The sequence below is a fragment of the Lysinibacillus sp. NPDC094403 genome (assembly GCF_050278745.1).
Lineage (GTDB): Bacteria > Bacillota > Bacilli > Bacillales_A > Planococcaceae > Lysinibacillus.
On the sequence record NZ_JBNNTL010000003.1, the window covers coordinates 201,867 to 221,753 of the forward strand.

At 37.6% G+C, this 19,887-nt stretch carries 19 protein-coding genes and 1 tRNA gene; 4 read left to right on the top strand and 16 right to left on the bottom strand.

Features of this window, described 5'->3' with window-relative positions; genetic code table 11:
- Positions 1-154 precede the first annotated feature (154 nt).
- Positions 155-763, top strand: a complete 609-nt coding sequence (locus ACQKMV_RS08060; protein WP_427503298.1) for a hypothetical protein — start codon at positions 155-157, stop codon at positions 761-763.
- Between the two features lie 371 nt (positions 764-1,134).
- Here the strand turns inward: ACQKMV_RS08060 and eno are convergent, their stop codons facing one another.
- From eno to ACQKMV_RS08120, 12 genes are all read right to left on the bottom strand, one after another.
- Entirely contained in the window at positions 1,135-2,427 is a 1,293-nt protein-coding gene (gene eno, locus ACQKMV_RS08065; protein WP_427425895.1) for a phosphopyruvate hydratase, read from the bottom strand.
- Positions 2,428-2,429: 2 nt separating this feature from the next.
- Positions 2,430-3,971, bottom strand: coding sequence for a 2,3-bisphosphoglycerate-independent phosphoglycerate mutase (gene gpmI, locus ACQKMV_RS08070; RefSeq protein ID WP_427503299.1), 1,542 nt, complete (start codon positions 3,969-3,971; stop codon positions 2,430-2,432).
- A complete protein-coding gene (tpiA, locus tag ACQKMV_RS08075; RefSeq protein ID WP_427503300.1) occupies positions 3,964-4,725 on the bottom strand; it encodes a triose-phosphate isomerase in 762 nt (253 codons plus the stop codon). Before tpiA ends, gpmI begins: the two co-directional genes overlap by 8 nt.
- 22 nt (positions 4,726-4,747) lie before the next feature.
- Positions 4,748-5,932 (bottom strand): phosphoglycerate kinase, encoded by a 1,185-nt coding sequence (locus tag ACQKMV_RS08080; RefSeq protein WP_427503301.1) that lies wholly within the window; start codon positions 5,930-5,932, stop codon positions 4,748-4,750.
- Positions 5,933-6,393: 461 nt separating this feature from the next.
- Entirely contained in the window at positions 6,394-7,410 is a 1,017-nt protein-coding gene (gap, locus tag ACQKMV_RS08085) for a type I glyceraldehyde-3-phosphate dehydrogenase (protein WP_427503302.1), read from the bottom strand.
- Between the two features lie 123 nt (positions 7,411-7,533).
- Positions 7,534-8,565 (bottom strand): sugar-binding transcriptional regulator, encoded by a 1,032-nt coding sequence (locus tag ACQKMV_RS08090; RefSeq protein WP_427503303.1) that lies wholly within the window; start codon positions 8,563-8,565, stop codon positions 7,534-7,536.
- Positions 8,566-8,988: 423 nt separating this feature from the next.
- On the bottom strand, positions 8,989-9,111 hold the full coding sequence (locus tag ACQKMV_RS08095; protein WP_263297453.1) for a hypothetical protein: 123 nt from the start codon (positions 9,109-9,111) through the stop codon (positions 8,989-8,991).
- A gap of 397 nt (positions 9,112-9,508) precedes the next feature.
- Entirely contained in the window at positions 9,509-10,117 is a 609-nt protein-coding gene (locus ACQKMV_RS08100) for an FMN-binding negative transcriptional regulator (protein ID WP_427503304.1), read from the bottom strand.
- Between the two features lie 17 nt (positions 10,118-10,134).
- Positions 10,135-10,371: a glutaredoxin family protein gene (locus ACQKMV_RS08105; protein WP_349661842.1), complete on the bottom strand. Its 237-nt coding sequence runs from the start codon at positions 10,369-10,371 to the stop codon at positions 10,135-10,137.
- Positions 10,372-10,572: 201 nt separating this feature from the next.
- Complete coding sequence (locus ACQKMV_RS08110) at positions 10,573-12,849, bottom strand: S9 family peptidase (protein ID WP_427503305.1); 2,277 nt, start codon at positions 12,847-12,849, stop codon at positions 10,573-10,575.
- Between the two features lie 158 nt (positions 12,850-13,007).
- Positions 13,008-13,760: a TPM domain-containing protein gene (locus ACQKMV_RS08115; RefSeq protein ID WP_427503306.1), complete on the bottom strand. Its 753-nt coding sequence runs from the start codon at positions 13,758-13,760 to the stop codon at positions 13,008-13,010.
- A complete protein-coding gene (locus tag ACQKMV_RS08120) occupies positions 13,760-14,341 on the bottom strand; it encodes a LemA family protein (RefSeq protein WP_427503308.1) in 582 nt (193 codons plus the stop codon). Before ACQKMV_RS08120 ends, ACQKMV_RS08115 begins: the two co-directional genes overlap by 1 nt.
- Positions 14,342-14,557: 216 nt before the next feature.
- Between ACQKMV_RS08120 and ACQKMV_RS08125 the strand changes: the two genes are divergently transcribed.
- The gene (locus tag ACQKMV_RS08125) at positions 14,558-15,166 is read left to right on the top strand and encodes a spore coat protein (RefSeq protein ID WP_427425885.1); all 609 of its coding nucleotides are present in this window, start codon (positions 14,558-14,560) and stop codon (positions 15,164-15,166) included.
- A 55-nt stretch (positions 15,167-15,221) separates the two neighbouring features.
- Here ACQKMV_RS08125 and ACQKMV_RS08130 read toward each other — a convergent pair whose 3' ends face one another.
- From ACQKMV_RS08130 to ACQKMV_RS08145, 4 genes are all read right to left on the bottom strand, one after another.
- Positions 15,222-15,944, bottom strand: a complete 723-nt coding sequence (locus tag ACQKMV_RS08130; RefSeq protein ID WP_427503309.1) for an amino acid ABC transporter ATP-binding protein — start codon at positions 15,942-15,944, stop codon at positions 15,222-15,224.
- Complete coding sequence (locus ACQKMV_RS08135) at positions 15,941-16,645, bottom strand: amino acid ABC transporter permease (RefSeq protein ID WP_427503310.1); 705 nt, start codon at positions 16,643-16,645, stop codon at positions 15,941-15,943. Before ACQKMV_RS08135 ends, ACQKMV_RS08130 begins: the two co-directional genes overlap by 4 nt.
- 231 nt (positions 16,646-16,876) lie before the next feature.
- The gene (locus ACQKMV_RS08140; protein WP_427503311.1) at positions 16,877-17,671 is read right to left on the bottom strand and encodes a basic amino acid ABC transporter substrate-binding protein; all 795 of its coding nucleotides are present in this window, start codon (positions 17,669-17,671) and stop codon (positions 16,877-16,879) included.
- A gap of 504 nt (positions 17,672-18,175) precedes the next feature.
- Positions 18,176-18,250, bottom strand: a tRNA-Arg gene (locus ACQKMV_RS08145).
- A 590-nt stretch (positions 18,251-18,840) separates the two neighbouring features.
- On the opposite strand from ACQKMV_RS08145, the gene clpP reads away from it, so the two are divergent.
- Together clpP and ACQKMV_RS08155 are read left to right on the top strand one after the other, a co-directional pair.
- Positions 18,841-19,431, top strand: a complete 591-nt coding sequence (gene clpP / locus ACQKMV_RS08150) for an ATP-dependent Clp endopeptidase proteolytic subunit ClpP (protein ID WP_079563765.1) — start codon at positions 18,841-18,843, stop codon at positions 19,429-19,431.
- 42 nt (positions 19,432-19,473) lie between these two features.
- Positions 19,474-19,887: hypothetical protein (locus ACQKMV_RS08155; RefSeq protein WP_427503313.1), on the top strand; the 414-nt coding region annotated here is incomplete at its 3' end.

The following is a 19,887-nucleotide window of genomic DNA, read 5'->3' on the forward strand; positions in this document are numbered from 1 at the left end:
GCTCTAATAATGAGAAAAGAGTAAATCCAATTTCTCTGGCTCATCTAAAAATGTATAAAAGCATTACAGGGTATTTTACAAAATTTGTCGAATATAATCTATAAAGCAAGTCTTTTAAAGGCAGTGAAAATTCATAAAAGGTGAGGGTGTTTTTTTGAGAAATAAATATTTTGTTTTTAGTATCCTATCAACATTATTTTTGTTATTGCTTTCAGGTTGTACGGATCAAAAGGATACAGAAATAGCGACTATTTCAATTAACACTGATTCTAAATATGTGAGTACTTTCAAAGATTTAAATTTAGGCATAGTATTAGACTTTAATTTCAAAGTAAATAATGCCGATAAAAATTGGGTTGATCTTTGGGTGGAAAGTTACAAAGACGGGCAATTGGATTCCAATTCATTAACGACACTATCATATGGGCAAAGTCCAAACAAAGTAGAGAAAGGCAATATAGGGTTTGGAATAATAAATACTAATGATGAGTCTTTTGCTTTTCTTTATGGACCAAGTGTTAAAGCAACTCCTCAAAAAATCGACAAAATTCTATCTGGTGGTAGCATTAGTGGATGGGATTATGCAATTGGCGATGAAACAGTAAAATTAGAGTTAAATGAAACTTATTTACTAGGTGTATACAGAGAATCAAAAGGAGTCTCTATGCGAACATATGACTTACAGGACGAAAATGAAGTGAAGAAAATGATAGATGATGACCATCTTGTGTATTTATTAAAATTAAAAATTCATAATAAGTAACTGTATCTTTGTTAATTGGCAATGGTTCTAGTTAAAACCTAATTTCCAGTTGAACTTTAAATCATAGTGAGATTATATCCTCCCTGAACGGTTCTCTCAGGGGGGGAACACAGAGGGCGCATATATCAACCCTCCCTGACATCTACGATTTATTAAACAACATTTCTCCATTCAAAAAGGCCGAAAACAATCCTAAGCAGTTTCCTTATACCCGATCACTTTTTTCTCCTACCTGAGCAGTTTCCTGCGATACCCGATCTCTTTGCCAAAAGTTGCCCCCTCTTCAATTCCCACCCAAGCAATAAAAAAAATCGCCTCAAAAGTATTTGTATACCTTTGAGGCGATATTTGTGAAGCTATTAAGTAATAGCTTATTTTAAATTATAGAATGAATTTAAACCAAGGTACTCAGCTGTTGAACCAAGTTGATCTTCGATGCGAAGAAGTTGGTTGTATTTAGCTACGCGGTCTGTACGTGATGGAGCACCTGTTTTAATTTGACCAGCGTTTGTAGCAACTGCGATATCAGCAATTGTTGCATCCTCAGATTCACCAGAACGGTGTGAGATAACAGCTGTGTAACCAGCGCGTTTTGCCATTTCAATCGCTTCGAATGTTTCTGTTAACGTACCGATTTGGTTTACTTTGATAAGGATTGCATTACCAACACCTTGCTCAATACCAGCCGCTAATTTTTTCGTGTTTGTTACGAATAGATCGTCGCCTACTAATTGTACGCGAGCGCCAATGCGATCTGTTAATAATTTGTGTCCAGCCCAGTCGTTTTCGTCTAAGCCATCTTCAATTGAGATGATTGGGTATTTAGCAGTTAATTCCTCGTACCATTCAACCATTTCTTCAGAAGTTTTGACAACACCTTCACCGTCTAAGTGATATTTGCCATCTTCTTTATTGAATAATTCAGATGAAGCAACATCCATTGCAAGTTTCACTTCTTCACCTGGTTTATAGCCAGCTTTTTCGATTGCTTCTAAAATTACAGTAATTGCTTCTTCATTAGAACCAAGGTTTGGTGCAAAACCACCTTCATCACCTACAGCTGTATTATAGCCTTTAGCTTTAAGTACTGCTTTTAAGCTGTGGAAGATTTCAGCACCCATACGTAATGCATGACGGAATGATTCTGCTCCTACTGGCATTACCATGAATTCTTGAATGTCGACGTTGTTGTCAGCGTGAGCACCACCATTTATGATGTTCATCATTGGTACTGGTAGTTGTTTTGCGTTAAATCCACCAAGATATTGATAAAGAGGTACATCTAAATAATCTGCCGCAGCATGTGCAACTGCCATTGATACACCTAGAATGGCGTTAGCACCTAATTTACCTTTGTTTTCAGTGCCATCTAGCTCGATTAAAGCTTTGTCGATGACTACTTGATCAAGAACTGAGTAGTTACCTTCTAGCTCTTGAGCAATAATTGTGTTTACATTTTCAACTGCTTTTAATACACCTTTGCCTAGGTAACGAGATTTGTCACCATCGCGTAATTCTACTGCCTCATATTCACCTGTTGATGCACCTGATGGTACGATTGAGCGTCCAAAAGCACCTGATTCTGTGAATACTTCAACTTCTACTGTTGGGTTCCCACGTGAGTCTAAAACTTCGCGCGCATAGATTTGTGTAATAAATGGCATAATTAATTCTCCTCTTTTTCAATTAATGATTGACCTGTCATTTCAGAAGGTTGTGACACCTCTAATAATTCTAACATGGTTGGCGCCAAATCGGCTAAAATGCCACCATTTCTTAACATTAAATTTGGTTTTGTCACAATTACTGGAACAGGATTTGTTGTATGAGCTGTCATTGGATTCCCTTCTAAAGTAAGAACTTCATCAGAGTTACCATGGTCAGCTGTAATAATAGCTGCGCCACCTTTTGCAAGGAGTGCATCTACTACTTTACCAAGACATTCATCGACTGCTTCAATGGCCTTGATCGTTGGCTCTAACATTCCACTATGCCCAACCATATCAGGGTTAGCGAAATTAAGAATAATGCCATCAAATTTATCGGCCGCAATCTCTGCAAGCAATGCTTCTGTTACCTCATAGGCACTCATTTCAGGTTTTAAATCGTATGTTGCAACCTTTGGAGATGCAATTAAAATACGCTCTTCCCCTTCAAATTTCTCCTCACGACCACCACTCATAAAGAATGTAACATGCGGATACTTTTCTGTTTCTGCAATACGAAGCTGTGTTTTGCCATTAGAAGCTAACACTTCACCAATCGTATTTTTTAAGTTGTCATTTGCATACGCAACCTGAGCATGTACTTCATCACTGTAGTGTGTGAATGACACAAATTTTAAATTCTTTGGTTGTTTAGCTGATAAAGCAAAGCCATCGAATTCATTATTTGTAAACACTTTAGACAGCTGAATTGCACGGTCAGGGCGGAAGTTGAAGAAAATAACAGCGTCATTATCGTCAATTGTTGCCACTGCTTCTCCATGCTCTTGAACGCTAAATGGAATAACAAACTCATCTGTTACATCACGCTCATATGATTCAGCTACACCACTTGCTGCGCTATCAGCTGTTTGACCAACACCATCTACTAGTACATTGTACGTAAGGGTTACACGATCCCAACGTTTATCACGATCCATTGCATAATAACGACCATGAATAGAAGCGAATTGACCTACACCAATGTCCTTCATTTGTTTTTCAGTTTCTTCAATATAGTCTAAAGCTGTTTTTGGTCCAACATCACGACCATCTAAGAAACCATGTACAAAGACTTTGTCTAATCCTTGTTGTTTTGCAAGCTTTAATAGTGCAAACATATGCTCATAATGGCTATGTACGCCACCATCTGATAGTAAGCCCATAATATGAAGCTTAGATTGATGAGCCTTAACATGTGCTATTGCATCCAAAAATGCTTTATTCGTAAAGAAATCTCCTTCACGAATAGATTTGTTTAAGCGTGTTAAGCTTTGATAAACAATACGTCCAGCACCGATATTTAAGTGTCCAACTTCAGAGTTCCCCATTTGACCATCAGGTAAACCCACCGCTTCACCTGCTGCAGTTAAGGTTGAATGTGGAAACTCATTCCAAAAACGATCGAAGTTAGGTTTATTTGCTTGTGCTACTGCATTTCCGAAAGTTTCGTTGCGAAATGCAAAGCCATCTAGAATAATTAATGCTACTGGCTTTTTAGGCATTTGCTGCCGCCTCCAATAATTTTAAATATGATTCTGGTTGTAAACTTGCACCACCGACTAAAGCGCCATCGATATGCTCTTTTGATAATAATTCCTGAATGTTCTCAGGTTTTACGCTACCGCCATATTGAATTCGTACAGCAGCGGCCGTTTCAGCATTATATAATTCCTTCACTACTGCACGAATTGCGCCGCATACTTGGTTAGCATCATCTGCTGTAGCTGTTTTACCTGTACCGATTGCCCAAATAGGTTCATATGCGATCACCATATGCTCCACTTCTTGTGCTTCAAATCCAGCAAGTGCTGCCGTAATTTGATGAGCAACCTTTTGCTCAGTAGTGCCCGCTTCACGTTCCTCAAGCGTTTCTCCACAGCAAATAATAGGTACGATATTGTGCGCTAGTGCTGCTGCAACCTTTTTATTAATTGCTTCATCTGTTTCATTATAATATTCACGTCGTTCAGAGTGACCTAAAATAACATAGTCTACTTCCACACTTGCTAGCTGTGCTGGACTAATTTCCCCAGTGAATGCACCTTCGTTTTCGTAATGCATCGTTTGTGCACCAATTGCTAGCTCAGATTCACTAGCAACTTGCACAAGCGTAGGTAGGTAAAGTGCTGGTGCACAAACAACAGCGTCTACTTTATCATTTGAAGGAAGTTTGTCCTGTACCGCATCGACAAACTGGATAGCCTCTTCAAATGTTTTATACATTTTCCAGTTACCTGCAATAATTGGTTTACGCATCGTTTTTGCCTCCCAAAATGTATTATTTATCGTTTAATGCCACAATTCCAGGAAGTTCTTTCCCTTCCATTAATTCAAGTGATGCACCGCCACCTGTAGAAATATGGTCCATTTTATCGGCAACTTCAAACTTTTCTACTGCTGCTGCAGAATCTCCGCCGCCGATTACTGTATAGCCAGCTGTTGTTGCCATAGCTTCAGCTACAGTTTTTGTACCATTCGCAAATTTATCCATTTCAAAGACACCCATCGGTCCATTCCAAATGATTAATTTAGAATTTTTAATAACTTCTGCATATTTAGCAGCTGTTTTCGGACCGATATCTAAACCCATCCAATCAGACGGAATAGCATCTACATCTACAATTTTTGTTTCTGCATCTTTTGAAAATTCGTTTGCGACAACTGCATCGATTGGCATATGTAATTGCACGCCTTTTGCTTTCGCTTTTTCAATAAAGGATTTTGCTAAGTCGATTTTATCTTCTTCTAATAAAGATTTACCGATATCATGGCCTTGCGCTTTAATGAAAGTGAATGATAAACCGCCACCAATAATTAGATGGTCTACCTTTTCTAATAAGCTTTCGATAACACCAATTTTGTCTTTCACTTTGGCACCACCGATAATGGCTGTAAATGGATGCTCTGGGTTAGATAATGCTTTACCTAGCACATCTAATTCCTTTTGCATAAGGAAACCAGATACTGCTGGTACATGCTTTGCAATTCCTTCAGTTGACGCATGTGCTCGGTGAGCTGCACCGAACGCATCATTGACATAAACATCCGCTAATTTTGCAAATTGCTCTGCTAATGCTGGATCATTTTTCTCTTCACCAGCGTGGAAGCGTACATTTTCAAGTAGAATCATGTCACCATTTTGCATGTTTGCAACAGCTTCTTCTACCTCTTTACCAATTGACTCATCTAATTTTGTAACAGGCTTGCCAATTAATTCAGCTAAACGTACACCTACTGCAGTTAGGCGCATATCCTCTTTTACTTCACCCTTTGGACGTCCTAAGTGAGAGGCTAAAATTACTTTGGCACCTTGTTCCACTAAATATTCAATTGTAGGAATTGCTGCTCGAATACGTGTTTCGTCAGTAATCGCACCATCTGCCATCGGTACATTAAAATCAACACGTACAAATACGCGCTTACCTTTTACATCAATATCTTTCATCGTCTTCTTATTTAACATGAAGAAACCCCCTTCAAAGTTTTTAGTCGTGAATTCCTTGGATTCACCCTTCTTGGCTCCTCACATCATTCACTTAACTATATTAGATAAAAATAGTTGGTCCATCATCACATAGGATTGATTCTGTTTAACAAGCCTATTCAGCTAATATTATCCAGCGCTCATTCAGAACGGAAATCAACCCACGTTATGGTGAAGTACCCTTTTACTTGCTTTTATAGTAGCAAAAGTCACGTTCTATGTCTTGCAATTACATAACCAGTCATAAGGTTAGCACCTTTTGCATGTATTTATTCACGCATCTGCCTTATATTACGTATAAAAAAGGAGTAAGGGTAAATTTCCCTTACTCCCATTACCCTTGTATATTATATCTTTTAGATATTATAAAGGCTATACTTTTTGTGCGCAAAAAGCAGTATTATGTCACACTTTTTACTTTAGTTTTCGTAATATGACACTTATTTATTGTTTAATCCTTTTTCTGCGATATATAAAGCTAAGTCCATTAAACGAGTAGAATAACCAATTTCGTTATCATACCATGCTAGAACCTTCACCATACTATTTTCTAATACCATTGTAGAAAGACCATCTACAGTTGAAGAGTTATGGTTACCATTGTAGTCAATTGAAACTAATGGTAGTTCGTTGTATCCTAAAATACCTTTAAGTTTGTTTTCTGAAGCTTCTTTTAATGCAGCATTAATGGATTCTTTTGTTACTTCTGATTTTAGCTCGACTACTAAGTCAACACATGAAACGTTTGGTGTCGGTACACGCATAGAGAAGCCATCTAATTTACCTTTTAATTGAGGTAATACTTTTGAAACTGCTACTGCTGCCCCTGTTGTTGTTGGAATCATTGACACTGCACCAGCACGTGCGCGACGTGGATCAGAGTGCGGGAAGTCAAGGATGCGTTGATCGTTTGTATAAGAGTGAATTGTCGTCATCATACCGCGTTCAATACCAAATTTTTCATCAAGTATTTTTGCAACTGGCGCTAGACAGTTCGTTGTACAAGAAGCATTTGAAATGACATCATCTGTTTCAGGGTTGTAATCCTCATGGTTAACACCCATTACAAACGTTGGCATTTCGCCCTTCGCTGGAGCAGAAAGAATTGCTTTTTTAGCACCTGCTTGAATGTGCTTGCCTACTTCTTCCATTGAGCGGAATCTACCTGTACATTCAAGTACTACATCAACACCTAGTTCACCCCAAGGTAAATTAGCAGGATCTTTTTCAGCATAAACATTTATTTTTTTTCCATTTACTACGAAAGAATCGCCATCTGCATAAACATCAGCATCGTAGATACCGTGTACTGAATCATAAGTTAATAAGTGTGCAAGCTGACCTGCATCTGTTAGGTCATTTACTGCAACCACTTCGAATTCATCGTGCTTCATAGCTTCACGAAATACTAATCGTCCAATACGTCCAAATCCATTAATTGCTAATTTTAATGCCATTGTCAATTCCTCCAATATTGTTTAAATAATTTATTTGCCTCGGACATTTATAATATCCACAATTGGCTTTATTCTCATTCAGGGGTATTGTAGAACCCTCTGAAATACGAGTGACATAGTAATTTATAAAGAAGGTAAACCTTCAGCAATAGCTTTTGCGGCTACCTCATCCGTTATAAAAATTGTTTGCTTTGGTGCTACCTTAAAGTATGAAAGCATTGCCTTCACTTTTTGTTTACCAGCAGCAACTGCAATGACTTGCTTACTTCTTTGAACCTGCTCAAACTGAATACCGATTGTTCGAATTCGATGTACAATTTCGCCTTCTGCATTGAAATAGTAGCCAAATGCTTCACTAACTGCACCCTTGTCTTCGAGAATCCGTAAATCCCCCGGCGATGAATTACGACGAACAGCCATCTCCTCTGCCGAGCCAATACCATGAATAACACAATCTGCATGATCATAATAATTCATCATTTCGGTTACCATAGGCTCTGTTAACATTGCTTGATAGGCCTGCTCACTTAAATGCTCCGGTAAAAACAAGGTACGATACTGTGCATCCATCTGCATGGCAAATGTTGAGACAAGTGTATTAGCTTGCATTTGCATTTCATGCCCAATACCTCCACGAGCAGCAACAAATGTGATGTTGTGTGTATCAGTTGGGTGTAAAAATTGTGCGAGTGATGCAACCGACTTTCCACCAGTAACAGCTACAATTTGATCATCAAAGCATGTCGACATAAATTGATGTGCTGCCTCTTTTCCAAGCAATGTTAATATCGTATCGTCTTCATTGTAATCACCTGGAACAACAATTACATGCTGTAAGCCAAAATGGTTTTCCAGTAATTTAGCTAGCTGTGTAAGACCAGACCATTCATAGACTAGTGCTCGTAGCTTGTCAATAACTACTTCACCATCATCTGTACATACCATACCCGATTTTTGAGAATCTAATAACCCTTGCTCACGTAAATTGTCCGTTTCTTTACGAATTTCTCGTTCGGTCATTTTAAGTGAATCTGCAAGAGTACGACGCCCAATAGGCTGCATGAGCTGAACTGTTTGTAAAATACGATATCTCAATTGAAGAAGCGGATACATTTCTGGAAGTAGTCTTTGCTGTGCCTCAGCTACAGATAACATATTTATCTACTCCCTTTTTAATAGCTATGGGTTAAATTTCGTCCCACCACTTAAAATTATGTCCCACTTATAATTTGATTATAATACTCTTTATAATAAAGAGCAAGTAAATGCTATGTATTGGCATAAAGAATTATTATTTACAGCAAAGTAGCTTAAATCATGTAAGTGCTGGGGTTCATTGGACGAAATTTTTACTGATTTGCCTTTGATAACACATATGGCCTTCTAAGTTGGATGGCCTAAAGCAGCTGCAGCACTAAACGTAATACTGAGTAAAAATTGACCATATGATAAAGCTTCTATTTAACAGGGAACTCTTAAAGCGCAACGACGTTCACAAAGATTTCCTTGACCATTTTGTTTTTCAACACAATAAAAAACTCGTAACCAATTTGGCATGGCTACGAGTTTTTAGTTAACTTATTTCGTGAAAGATAAAATTGCGTTTTTCTTAAATCCGCCTAAAGCTTTTGTTGCTTCATTTTTATTTGTGTATTCAAAAATACGAACGTCCTTTTTCTCAAATACTGTAATAACCCACATTGTAAAATCTCCCTTCGAACACGTTTTTGTAATATAACAACCATTAATAAATGTGATAATTTTATAAACTGTTTTATAACAATTCCTTTACTTGATTCCTATTCTACTCCGATTTTTTTAAAAAGAAAGCCTAATGTGAAGGTCTTCACAAACTGTTCAAATTCTAAACGCTTTCATTGAACAATTTGTGAATTGTGGTTTTTACCGCTAAAGATTCGGGTAAAATACATCCGCCGAGGCTCTAGGCACACAGATGTTTTTTGTGCGAAAGCGTAGTGCTAACGTAGCGGCAGAAGCGTTTTTTGGACACCCGCTGAAAGAAATAAAAAAATTCCGCTCCTTCTTCACTGCCACATACGTAGCAGGAGAAATGCAGAATTTTTAGTGATGATTTCATTCATTTTATGTTTTGCTTCATTAAACGAGCGATTTGCTGCTCATTTGTATGTTCGATTTCTTCTAATTTTTGAATCACTAATTGCTGTCTTTCGCTAGAATGATTCTGACTTAATTTCTTTTTGCCTTCCATACTTGAGATTTTTATTTTAAAGCCCTGAACTCCTTTGTTTAGATTGCTTACAAGCTGCTCATCTACATGAGTTAGGCTATATGTGCTGTTTGGATGTTCATATTTTTCAATCATATTGTTGAAGGATTTCATTAATTCATCATTGTGCTCGATAAGCTCTATTTCACCATATACATGTACTGTTACATAATTCCATGTTGGGACAGCTTGATTTGTTTCATACCACGATGGGGATATGTAGCAATGCGGCCCATGAAATATTGCTAAAACCTTTTGATTTTCAATATCCTTCCATTGAGGATTCCCTTTTGCAAAATGCCCAATTAAGCAGTCCTTTGTGTCATTCAACAATAAAGGGAGATGTGTAGCAAAGGGTATTCCTTCATGGGTTGAAAAGAGTGTTGCAAAACTGTTCTCCTGAATAACTGCTATCATCTCTGAAATATCCTTCATTTTAAAAGCCGTTGGTATGTACATAAGCAGATCCCCCTTTGTTATTCGCTACACAAATGCTCCATCAGTGTTGCGTAATCCAAATTTCCGTATTGTATAACTTGCCCATCCTTTTCCACTACCGGAATCATTAACATATACTTTTCATGTATGCTCTCATCTTCTTCAATATCAATAATTTCAATATCGAAATCTATATCTTCCTGTACAAGTTTTAATGTATGCAGTCCCTCTACACATAATCCACAATTAGCTCGACTAAAAAATTTCACGTTCAATTACAGCACCTCCATAAAGTAATAATAAAACGAAACAGTTATCTATAAGTAAGATACTGTAATCCCCCCTTACTTGCCAACTCTCTAATTCTCGTACTAGCATGCCTCCTTCTACTTAACTTATTAGTATTACCCTTATAATAAGTCCTCTAACTAAAAAAACTGTGCAAGCAATTACTTCCTGCACAGTCTTCTATCATATTATTTTTTTAAATGGCTATCTAAGAATTTTAGCATTGCATTATAGAATTCGATACTGTTTTCTTCATTATGGAAACCATGGCCTTCATTATCTTTCACCATGTATTCTACATCAACGCCTCTTGCACGTAATGCTTTAACGATTTGATCAGATTCAGCCTTGTTTACACGTGGATCATTTGCACCTTGAGCTACAAATAACGGTGTTTTAATTTTATCCACATGGAAGACAGGTGAAACAGCTGTTAATAGCTCTTTATCCTTCTCTGGATCACCTACACGCTCATACCACATATTGCGCACTGTTTCCCAATATGGAGGAATTGTATTTAATAATGTAAAGATATTTGATACACCTACATAATCAACTGCTGCTGCATATAAATCTGGAGTGTAAGTGATACCAGCTAAAGTTGCATACCCTCCAAATGAAGCCCCATAAATTCCGATACGTTTAGGGTCTGCAATACCTTGGTCGATTGCCCATTGTACGCCATCTGTAATATCATCTTGGATTTTTAGACCCCATTGTTTATAACCAGCCTTTAAAAACTCTTTTCCATAGCCAGTTGAAGTACGGAAATTCACTTGTAGTACTGCATAACCGCGGTTTGCTAGTAACTGTACCTCTGGATTAAAACCCCACGCATCGCGGTACCATGGACCACCGTGTGGATTGACGATAAGTGGCAGATTTTTAGCCTCTTTGTTTTTCGGTAATGTTAAATAACCGTTAATCGTTAAGCCGTCACGACTCTTATATGAAATTGGATGCATTTCTGCAAGCTCCTCTGGGTTTAACCAAGGGCTTAATGTTGTCAATTCTGTTAATTCATCTGTTGTTGAATCGTAGTAATAATATTTTCCGTAAACAGTGTCACTAGAAACGCTGACAATGAATTTTGTCATTTCTTTGTTGTAATCATTAATACCTAATTCACTTTCATGAACACCTAATTTGTTTTGAATTTTACGGAATAGTTTTTCAAAGTCCTCGTCAAAGAATTGATAATGTGTCTTATCTGATACATATGCACCGTACAATACTTTATCTTTCTCAGAACTATATAATACACCCGATACATCTACTTCTGAGTTAGACATAATCACTTCTTCATGACCTTCTAAATCATATTTAACTACTTCTACTTTGTCTCTTCCTTTATTAGACTTCGCCAAAATATGTTTATTGTCTTTAGTGAAAGCAAGTGGCGTTACTTCATCCCCTTCTTCCATTTCAATAAATGGCTTGAATTCATCTTTCTCTGAATCTCGATATAGAACAGTGCCTACTACACCATCTGAAGCAACTGCCATACGTACATTTCCATCACGATCTGCTATCCAGCTCGTAATGTTACCTGGGTTTTTCGCAACATGTGTAGTTTTACCAGTCTTTAGGTTAAGCTTGTACACATCAAAGACTTTTGCATCTTCTTTATTCATCATAATAAGGATTTCGTCTTTAACGCCCTTTAAGCTACTTAATAACCCTACTGTTACATTCGGATAAGGTGTTAAATCCTTTTCCTCATTACCATTAAATGTTGTTGAATAAATGTGGAAGTTTTCATCGCCACCTTTATCCTTTACATATAGTAAATTATCATCTTTCCAGAAGAATCCCCCTATATCACGATCCTTTGAATTAGATACACGTACTGGCTCGCTATCGTCATTCATTTTTTTCACGAAAACGTTTGAACGATTTTCCCATGCAGAAGCATAAGTAATGTAATTGCCATCTGGTGAAAGTTCATAGCCAACGTTTCCTGGATTTTTCATAAAACCTTCGACGGAAATTTCTTTCACACCTTCATTATTGCTAACACCATTTTTCACATTTTTAGCATTGTTCAAGATTTTAACCGCATCTTGTTTAGAAATCGTTTCACTAGCTGACAGACCATTAAATAAACCAAGCTTATTTGCTTTTTCTTGATAGTCAGCAAGTGTTGTTTCTTTTTCCTCTTTATTTAGCGCTCTTACTAAAATACGTGCCGCTTCATCACGTTTAATATGTACACTTAAATCTTTTAATTCTTCACCTTTTACCCATTGATCAATGATTTGCTGACGCATCGTCTCTGACCCATGTTGGAATGTTAAAGCTGTTACAGTTAAATTTAGAAACTCCTTAGCAGATAAACGTTCCTCTTTTACTTCTACTTGACTACTAGTTTCATTGGCAGCGCGCACTTCCTGCATAGATACAGGAATGACAGCAGATGTCGTTAAAATTACCGCTAATGATGCTGATAAAAACCTTCTTTTCAAAATGATTCCTCCTTATATCAGTTCGCGTTATATCGTTTGTCGATACAATAAAATTATAGCAACTTTATCCTTATTGTCAATAATTGATAATAATTAAATAAAATTACCTTTTGAACCAATAAAAAAGTGAACTTCAATGAGTTCACTTTTTGAATATATTAAAATTTCCGACTCGCTCCTCCACCAGCAGATGAGCCGCCTCCGAATCCGCCAAAGCCACCGCCCTTAGAGCCGCCTCCTCCAAAACCACCCGGAAAACCGCCACGTCTACCAGAACGCGGCCCTCCTCCTCTTCCGTTAGAAATAAATGTATAAACAACAAGTACTATGATAACGATTAAAATAACCATCCACGTTGGCATTTCTTCATTGTCAGCTGTATTTTTAGGCATCTCTCCATTCCAATTGTACTCTTTCGCGACAGTTTGAAATACTTCTGCGTACGTTTCTTTAAATGCCTTATCAATGTCTCCAGCACTTGCATTTGGATAAAACACTGTATCTAAGATGCGCCCCAGCTTGCCATCAGGTAATGCTCCTTCGAGACCTTGGCCTACAGCAATGACGACATCATTTTTACCTTCGCCCTGCCCAAACGTTGCTAAAATTAAAACACCATTATTTTTTTTGGCATCTCCAATGCCCCATGAACGAATCATTTTTGTTGCATACATTTTTGGTTCTTCTCCGTTAATATTATCCACTGTTACGATCATAATTTCTGCACCTGTACCTTTGTCTAGCTGCTCTGAATAATGATTGAGCTCTTCCTTAACGGATGAAGATATGGCATTAGCAAAATCATGAATATACGTATTTTTCATCGGTGTCGGCATTGCGGCATCTGCCACTTTCATAGAGAAAGCAAACATGATACCAACAATAGTAAGTTGGATAATAAACCGTTTCATTATTGTTTACCTGAACTGCCAAAATCTATAGATGGTGCCTTTTCAGCGCCCGCAGCTGCTTTAAAGTATTCTTTCTGCTCAAAACCAAACATCCCCGCAATTAAATTGCCCGGGAAACGTTTGACCGTTTTATTAAAAGCCTGCACTTCATTGTTGTAGTCTTCTCGAGCAACAGCTAAGCGATTTTCTGTCCCAGCTAATTCATCCATTAGTTGACGGAAATTTGCATCTGCCTTTAAATTCGGATAATTTTCTACGACTACTAGCAATCGACTAAGTGCTCCGTTCAATGCATCATTAGCCACCGCCTGTTCCTTTGGACTATGTGCACTTCCCATTTGTGCACGCGCCTCTGTAATGCTAGCGATAACTTCTTTCTCATGGTTGGCATATCCTTTAACAGATTCTACTAAGTTCGGAATCAAATCGTAGCGACGCTGTAGCTGATTTTCAACCTGAGCCCATTTCGAAACTACGCTTTCCTCAGCCGTTACAAGGCTATTGTATTTTGGAATAAAAAGTAAGGCCAATACAACTAAAATAATAACGATAATTCCTATAGGTCCAAATATTTTTTTCAATTTTAAAACCTCCTTCGCTTTCTTTTAGCTATCATTCAAAATTAGGAATGATATTTGTTACTTGGTAATAAGCCATTCTTTTTTATTTACCATTAATGTGCAGCAAATAAAAATCTCTATTCTACATATATGCAAATGCATTAATACCGTATGAAATTTATTTAACGTGCCATACTTAATACTGTAACAAACTATGATATTTAGGAGGCGCTTTTTTTGACACAATCGTTTCATAACGAATCATCAAACCAATTCAACCAACAACAAAGCCCAAATCATGGTGGACATGAGCAAATGGACTTGCATGAAACAATCGGTGCAATCATTGCTTGTATGAATCAATCCATTGTTTTACGTCCACAGGTTAAGGACACAGAGTTGCTTAGCATTTTGGATCGCCAATATAATTTCACATTAGGTATGTATAACACTATTGTGGAATCTTATAACACAGGTCATGATCCATCTGTTCCTACAGGTCGCTATCAAATGGAGACGGGGAATAATTTCAAATATGGAATGAATCCTGGCCAACCTAAAAAGCCTATGCAAAATGCAAGCGAGCTCAACGATGAATGTATTTCTGGCTTCTTACTTGGCGCTCAAAAAGGTTTGGCAAAAGGTATGACTGCAGCAGCAACAGAAACTACAAACCCTGTTGTCCGACGTGTTATTGCAGATAGTATTCCCAACTGCATTGAAATGGCATACGAATTATCTATTTACCAAAATATGCATGGCTACTATCAAGTACCTCAATTTTCTCAACAAGATATGCAAACGATGCTTAATGCATACGGCACTACAACAAATCCCCTTCATTAATAAAAACAAGAGCAGTCCCATATGTGGTGCATTATCACAAGGGACTGCTCTTGGTTTATAAAACTTTTCCTAAAAATGCTTTCGTTCGTTCATTCTGTGGATTACCAAAAATATCCTCCGGCGTTCCCTCTTCGACAATATAGCCACCATCCATAAAGACGACACGATCACCAACTTCACGAGCAAATCCCATTTCATGTGTTACCACAATCATGGTCATACCTTCAGCTGCTAAATTTTTCATTACATCTAGCACTTCTTTTACCATTTCAGGGTCTAGTGCCGAAGTAGGCTCATCAAATAAAATGGCTTTTGGTTTCATCGCTAAAGCACGAGCAATGGCAACACGTTGCTGCTGACCACCTGAAAGCTGCTCAGGATAGTTATAAGCCTTACTATCAAGACCGACCTTTTTCAACAGCTCATGTCCAAGTTCTTCTGCCTCTGTCCTACTCATTTTACGGATTTGCATCGGAGCCATCGTGACATTATCTATAACTGTCATATGCGGGAATAAATTAAATTGTTGAAACACCATGCCCACTTCTGCTCGAATAGCATTTATATTTGTTTTTGGCTCGTTAACCTTTACATTCTCGATATAAATTGCACCATCTGTTACTTCTTCTAGCATATTGATGCAACGTAAAAATGTACTTTTCCCTGAACCTGATGGGCCTATAACACAGACAACTTGCTTTTCCTGTATTTCATAATCAATGCCCTTTAATACTTCCAGCTTGCCAAAATACTTGTGTAAATTCTCAATTTTAATCATCGTGCTTCCCTCCCTTTTGCATTACGAGGGACATAGCTATTACTAAGTCGTTTTTCGATAAACGCTACAATTTTTGTTACACCATACGTTAAAATTAAATATAGTACCGCCGCAACTATATATGGTTCCCAGAAACGGTAACTAGCTCCGGCTACGATCTTACTTGCATATAAAATATCTGGTGCCGCAATAACGGTTACTAAAGATGAGTCTTTTAATAAAGCAATAAATTCATTACCTAACGGTGGAATCATACGTCTAAAAGCTTGTGGTAAAATGACTTTTCGCATCGCTTGGTTATGTGTTAAGCCAAGGGAACGAGCTGCCTCCATTTGCCCTTTAGCGATACTTTGAATACCCGCGCGGAAAATTTCTGCATTGTATGCCGCACAGTTTAAAATAAGCGCCGTAATCCCTGACACCATATAGCCTAATGAATGTCCAAAAATGGTTGGTATCAACGCTAAGTGAATTAATAAAATTTGTACAAGCATCGGTGTCCCACGGAATAAATCTACGTACAGCTTACATGGCCAATAAATCCATTTTCTAGTCGATAATTTTCCAAGTCCTAAAAATAGCCCCAAAAAAATCCCGCCAAAATAACCACTGAGTGTTAAAATTAACGTCACACCAATACCACGTATAAACATATCACGGTAGTTCCAGACTATGTCCCAGCGTAAGTCAAAGATGTCCATCCGAAAACCCCACTTCCCCTTAAAAATTAAATAAGGAGTTGCCTAAAAGTCCTTCATAAGTAAAAAATCCGCAACAGTGTTCTCCTGTCGCATAATCAGTTTTACCACCATCTCTGCCGGGTCTCTTTTTTTCCGTTGGAGTCTATGCGGATTTTTACTTTATATCAATATATAGAATTTCTTTGATCATATGATATTTCTTTTAGGAAAGCCCCATCATGCAGTCAGTTATTACTTAAAGTCTACACCTGTAATTTCTTTTAATTTACCGTTCTCTTTAATTTTTTTCAGTCCTTCATTTAACTTATTTAAAAGTTCTGTATTCCCCTTCTGAACCATAAATCCATAGTATTCTTTTTCAAATGCATCATCTTCGATCACTTTAAGTTTCTCTGTTGGATGAGCTTTCATATATTCATAAACTACCGCATTATCACCAATCGTAGCATCCACGTTACCATTCAGCATTTCTTTGATAGCAACTGGCTGATTTTCAAACGCCATAATATTTGGACTCGATTCACCTTGTAGCTTTTTCGCAGCTTCATGACCTGTAGCATTAATTTGTACTGAAATCTTTTTATCCTTTAAATCAGCTAATGATTTAACCTTGGAATCTTCTTTTACAACAATTAATAATTGAGATTCATAATATGGATCTGTAAAGTCAAACGTTTCTTTACGCTTATCATTAATTGAGATCCCTGCTGCACCGATGTCTGTTTCACCATTTTTAACAGTTTGGAAGACTGGCTCCCAGCCAATATTTTGCCACTCTACTTTAAAGCCCATTTCATCAGCAATCGCCTGCAAAATATCGAAATCTAATCCTACAATATTTCCTTTATCGTCAAGTGATTCGAATGGTGCAAATGTCGCTTCAGTTCCTACCTTATAAATTTTCTTACCATCTCCATCTTCAGATGGCGCGCTACCTGATGATGTCTTTTCTTTTGTGCCGCAACCTGCTAGAACTAACACAAATGCTGCTACGACCACAAGTAACATAGATAAACTTCTTTTCATAGCTACTCCCCCTAATTCGATTATTCTCCGAATATAATTATTTTTTAAGCAATTCGGAAATGTTAGACTATTAGGTCAATTATAGTAACATTATTCTCTTTAGACAATAACCTTTCGTATAAAAGTAATTATTTTTTCATAAAAATTTATTCAAATTGGATTTCCTAGAATAAAACGGCATGAAAAAAAGAAAATAGCACCGAAAATGAATATTTATACATTCATGATTGATGCTAAAATTAGATATATTTTTGAAAAAAAAAAGAATCCCCTCAGATAGGATTCTTTTTTTCGACCAGTATAAACTAGTCTTCACGTACAGTATGTTCACTAAAAAATAATTTGGAATTGTTGCTTTTTTGAAGGTTTGAAAGGAAACAAATACGGGAATAATGCCAACTAGGAAGTATTCCCATTTTTTACCCTCTCTTTCTCCACTAAGCAGGCTGCTAAACTACTTATTAGGAGAATTGAGTTGTAAAAGTATATCAAATATCAGTAAAATGGCGCCCTCGGAGGGAATCGAACCCCCAGTGCAAGAACCGGAATCTTACGTGTTATCCATTACACCACGAGGGCAAATCAAGGCTTTAACTTATTTCAGCCGATGTCCGCTGAAAAGTAAAGTTAGACACAAAAAAAAAGTACTCACCCTAGGCTTTATGAAAAGCATGATGTAGATAACCCTCATTTTGAAGCATACCTGCAAAATAGTGTACTGTACTTTAACTTATGACCTTATCAATTATACAAACGTATTGCCCATAATTCAACTATAGAATGTAAAACATTTTAAATTTTTTTCTCCATTCAGCAAGTGTCCGTCTAAACACCTACAGAATGAAGATAAGGATGTTAGCCTAATACCTTCAAATCCTAAAAAAATGGCTAACAGACCTGCATCGGTAAAAATGTCACGTCCTGTAGCATTACCAAGATGATCGACATCGCGTCGGCCTGGGCACAATTCAAAACGTATTGTTTATCTGTGGGAAAGTGCAGGCGACAACTACATTACAGCAAGGCGAAATTGATTTAATTAATTTCACTTTAGCAGGGTTAACATTTGACCTTCCCTGACTATAATGTGTATGATAAGGTTACAGCTGAAATACAAAGAGTGTTTTCAGCAAAAGTAATCGAATTTAGCTTTATAAGGAGGATTTAACATGAATTTAATTCCTACAGTTATTGAACAAACAAGTCGTGGTGAACGTGCATATGACATCTATTCACGACTACTAAAAGACCGTATTATCCTATTAGGAAGTGCGATTGACGACAACGTTGCAAACTCAATTGTTGCTCAACTTCTATTCCTACAAGCAGAAGATCCAGATAAAGATATCTTTCTTTACATCAACTCACCAGGTGGATCTATCACTGCTGGTATGGCAATTTACGACACAATGCAAATTATCAAGCCACAAGTACAAACAATTTGTATAGGTATGGCAGCATCTATGGGTGCTTTCCTACTTGCTGCTGGTGAGCCAGGCAAACGTTTCGCATTACCGAATGCTGAAGTAATGATTCACCAACCTCTTGGCGGTGCACAAGGTCAGGCAACTGAAATCGAAATCGCTGCAAAACGTATTTTATTCTTACGTGAAAAATTAAATGGTATTTTATCAGAACGCACTGGTCAACCACTTGAAGTCATTGCAAGAGATACAGATCGCGATAACTTCATGACTGCTGAGCGTGCAAAAGAATACGGCTTAATCGACCAAATTATGGATCGTAACGACCGTAAATAAAAAATTAAAGGCATCCCAGATTTATTTCTGAGATGTCTTTTTTTGTTCGACATCAAATTTATGTATGGTTTGATGGGGCTATCCTTCACTTTGATCGTTCTATCCACGATTTTGGCTGTTCTATCCATCATTTTGACGTTTCTATCCACGATCAGAAAGTTTGAAGCGTCTGTCTTTCCGTCGCTTCGGCTTTTCTTTCCGTCGAGTCCTTTTCTTTCCGTCACTTCGGCCTTTCTTTCCGTCGCTTTGGCCTTTCTATCCGTCGCTTCGGCTTTTCTTTCCGTCGCTTCGGCTTTTCTTTCCGTCGCTTCGGCTTTTCTTTCCGTCGCTTCGGCTTTTCTTTCCGTCGCTTCGATTCTTCTTTCCGTCGCTTCGATTCTTCTTTCCGTCGCTTCGATTCTTCTTTCCGTCGCTTCGATTCTTCTTTCCGTCGCTTCGATTCTTCTTTCCGTCGCA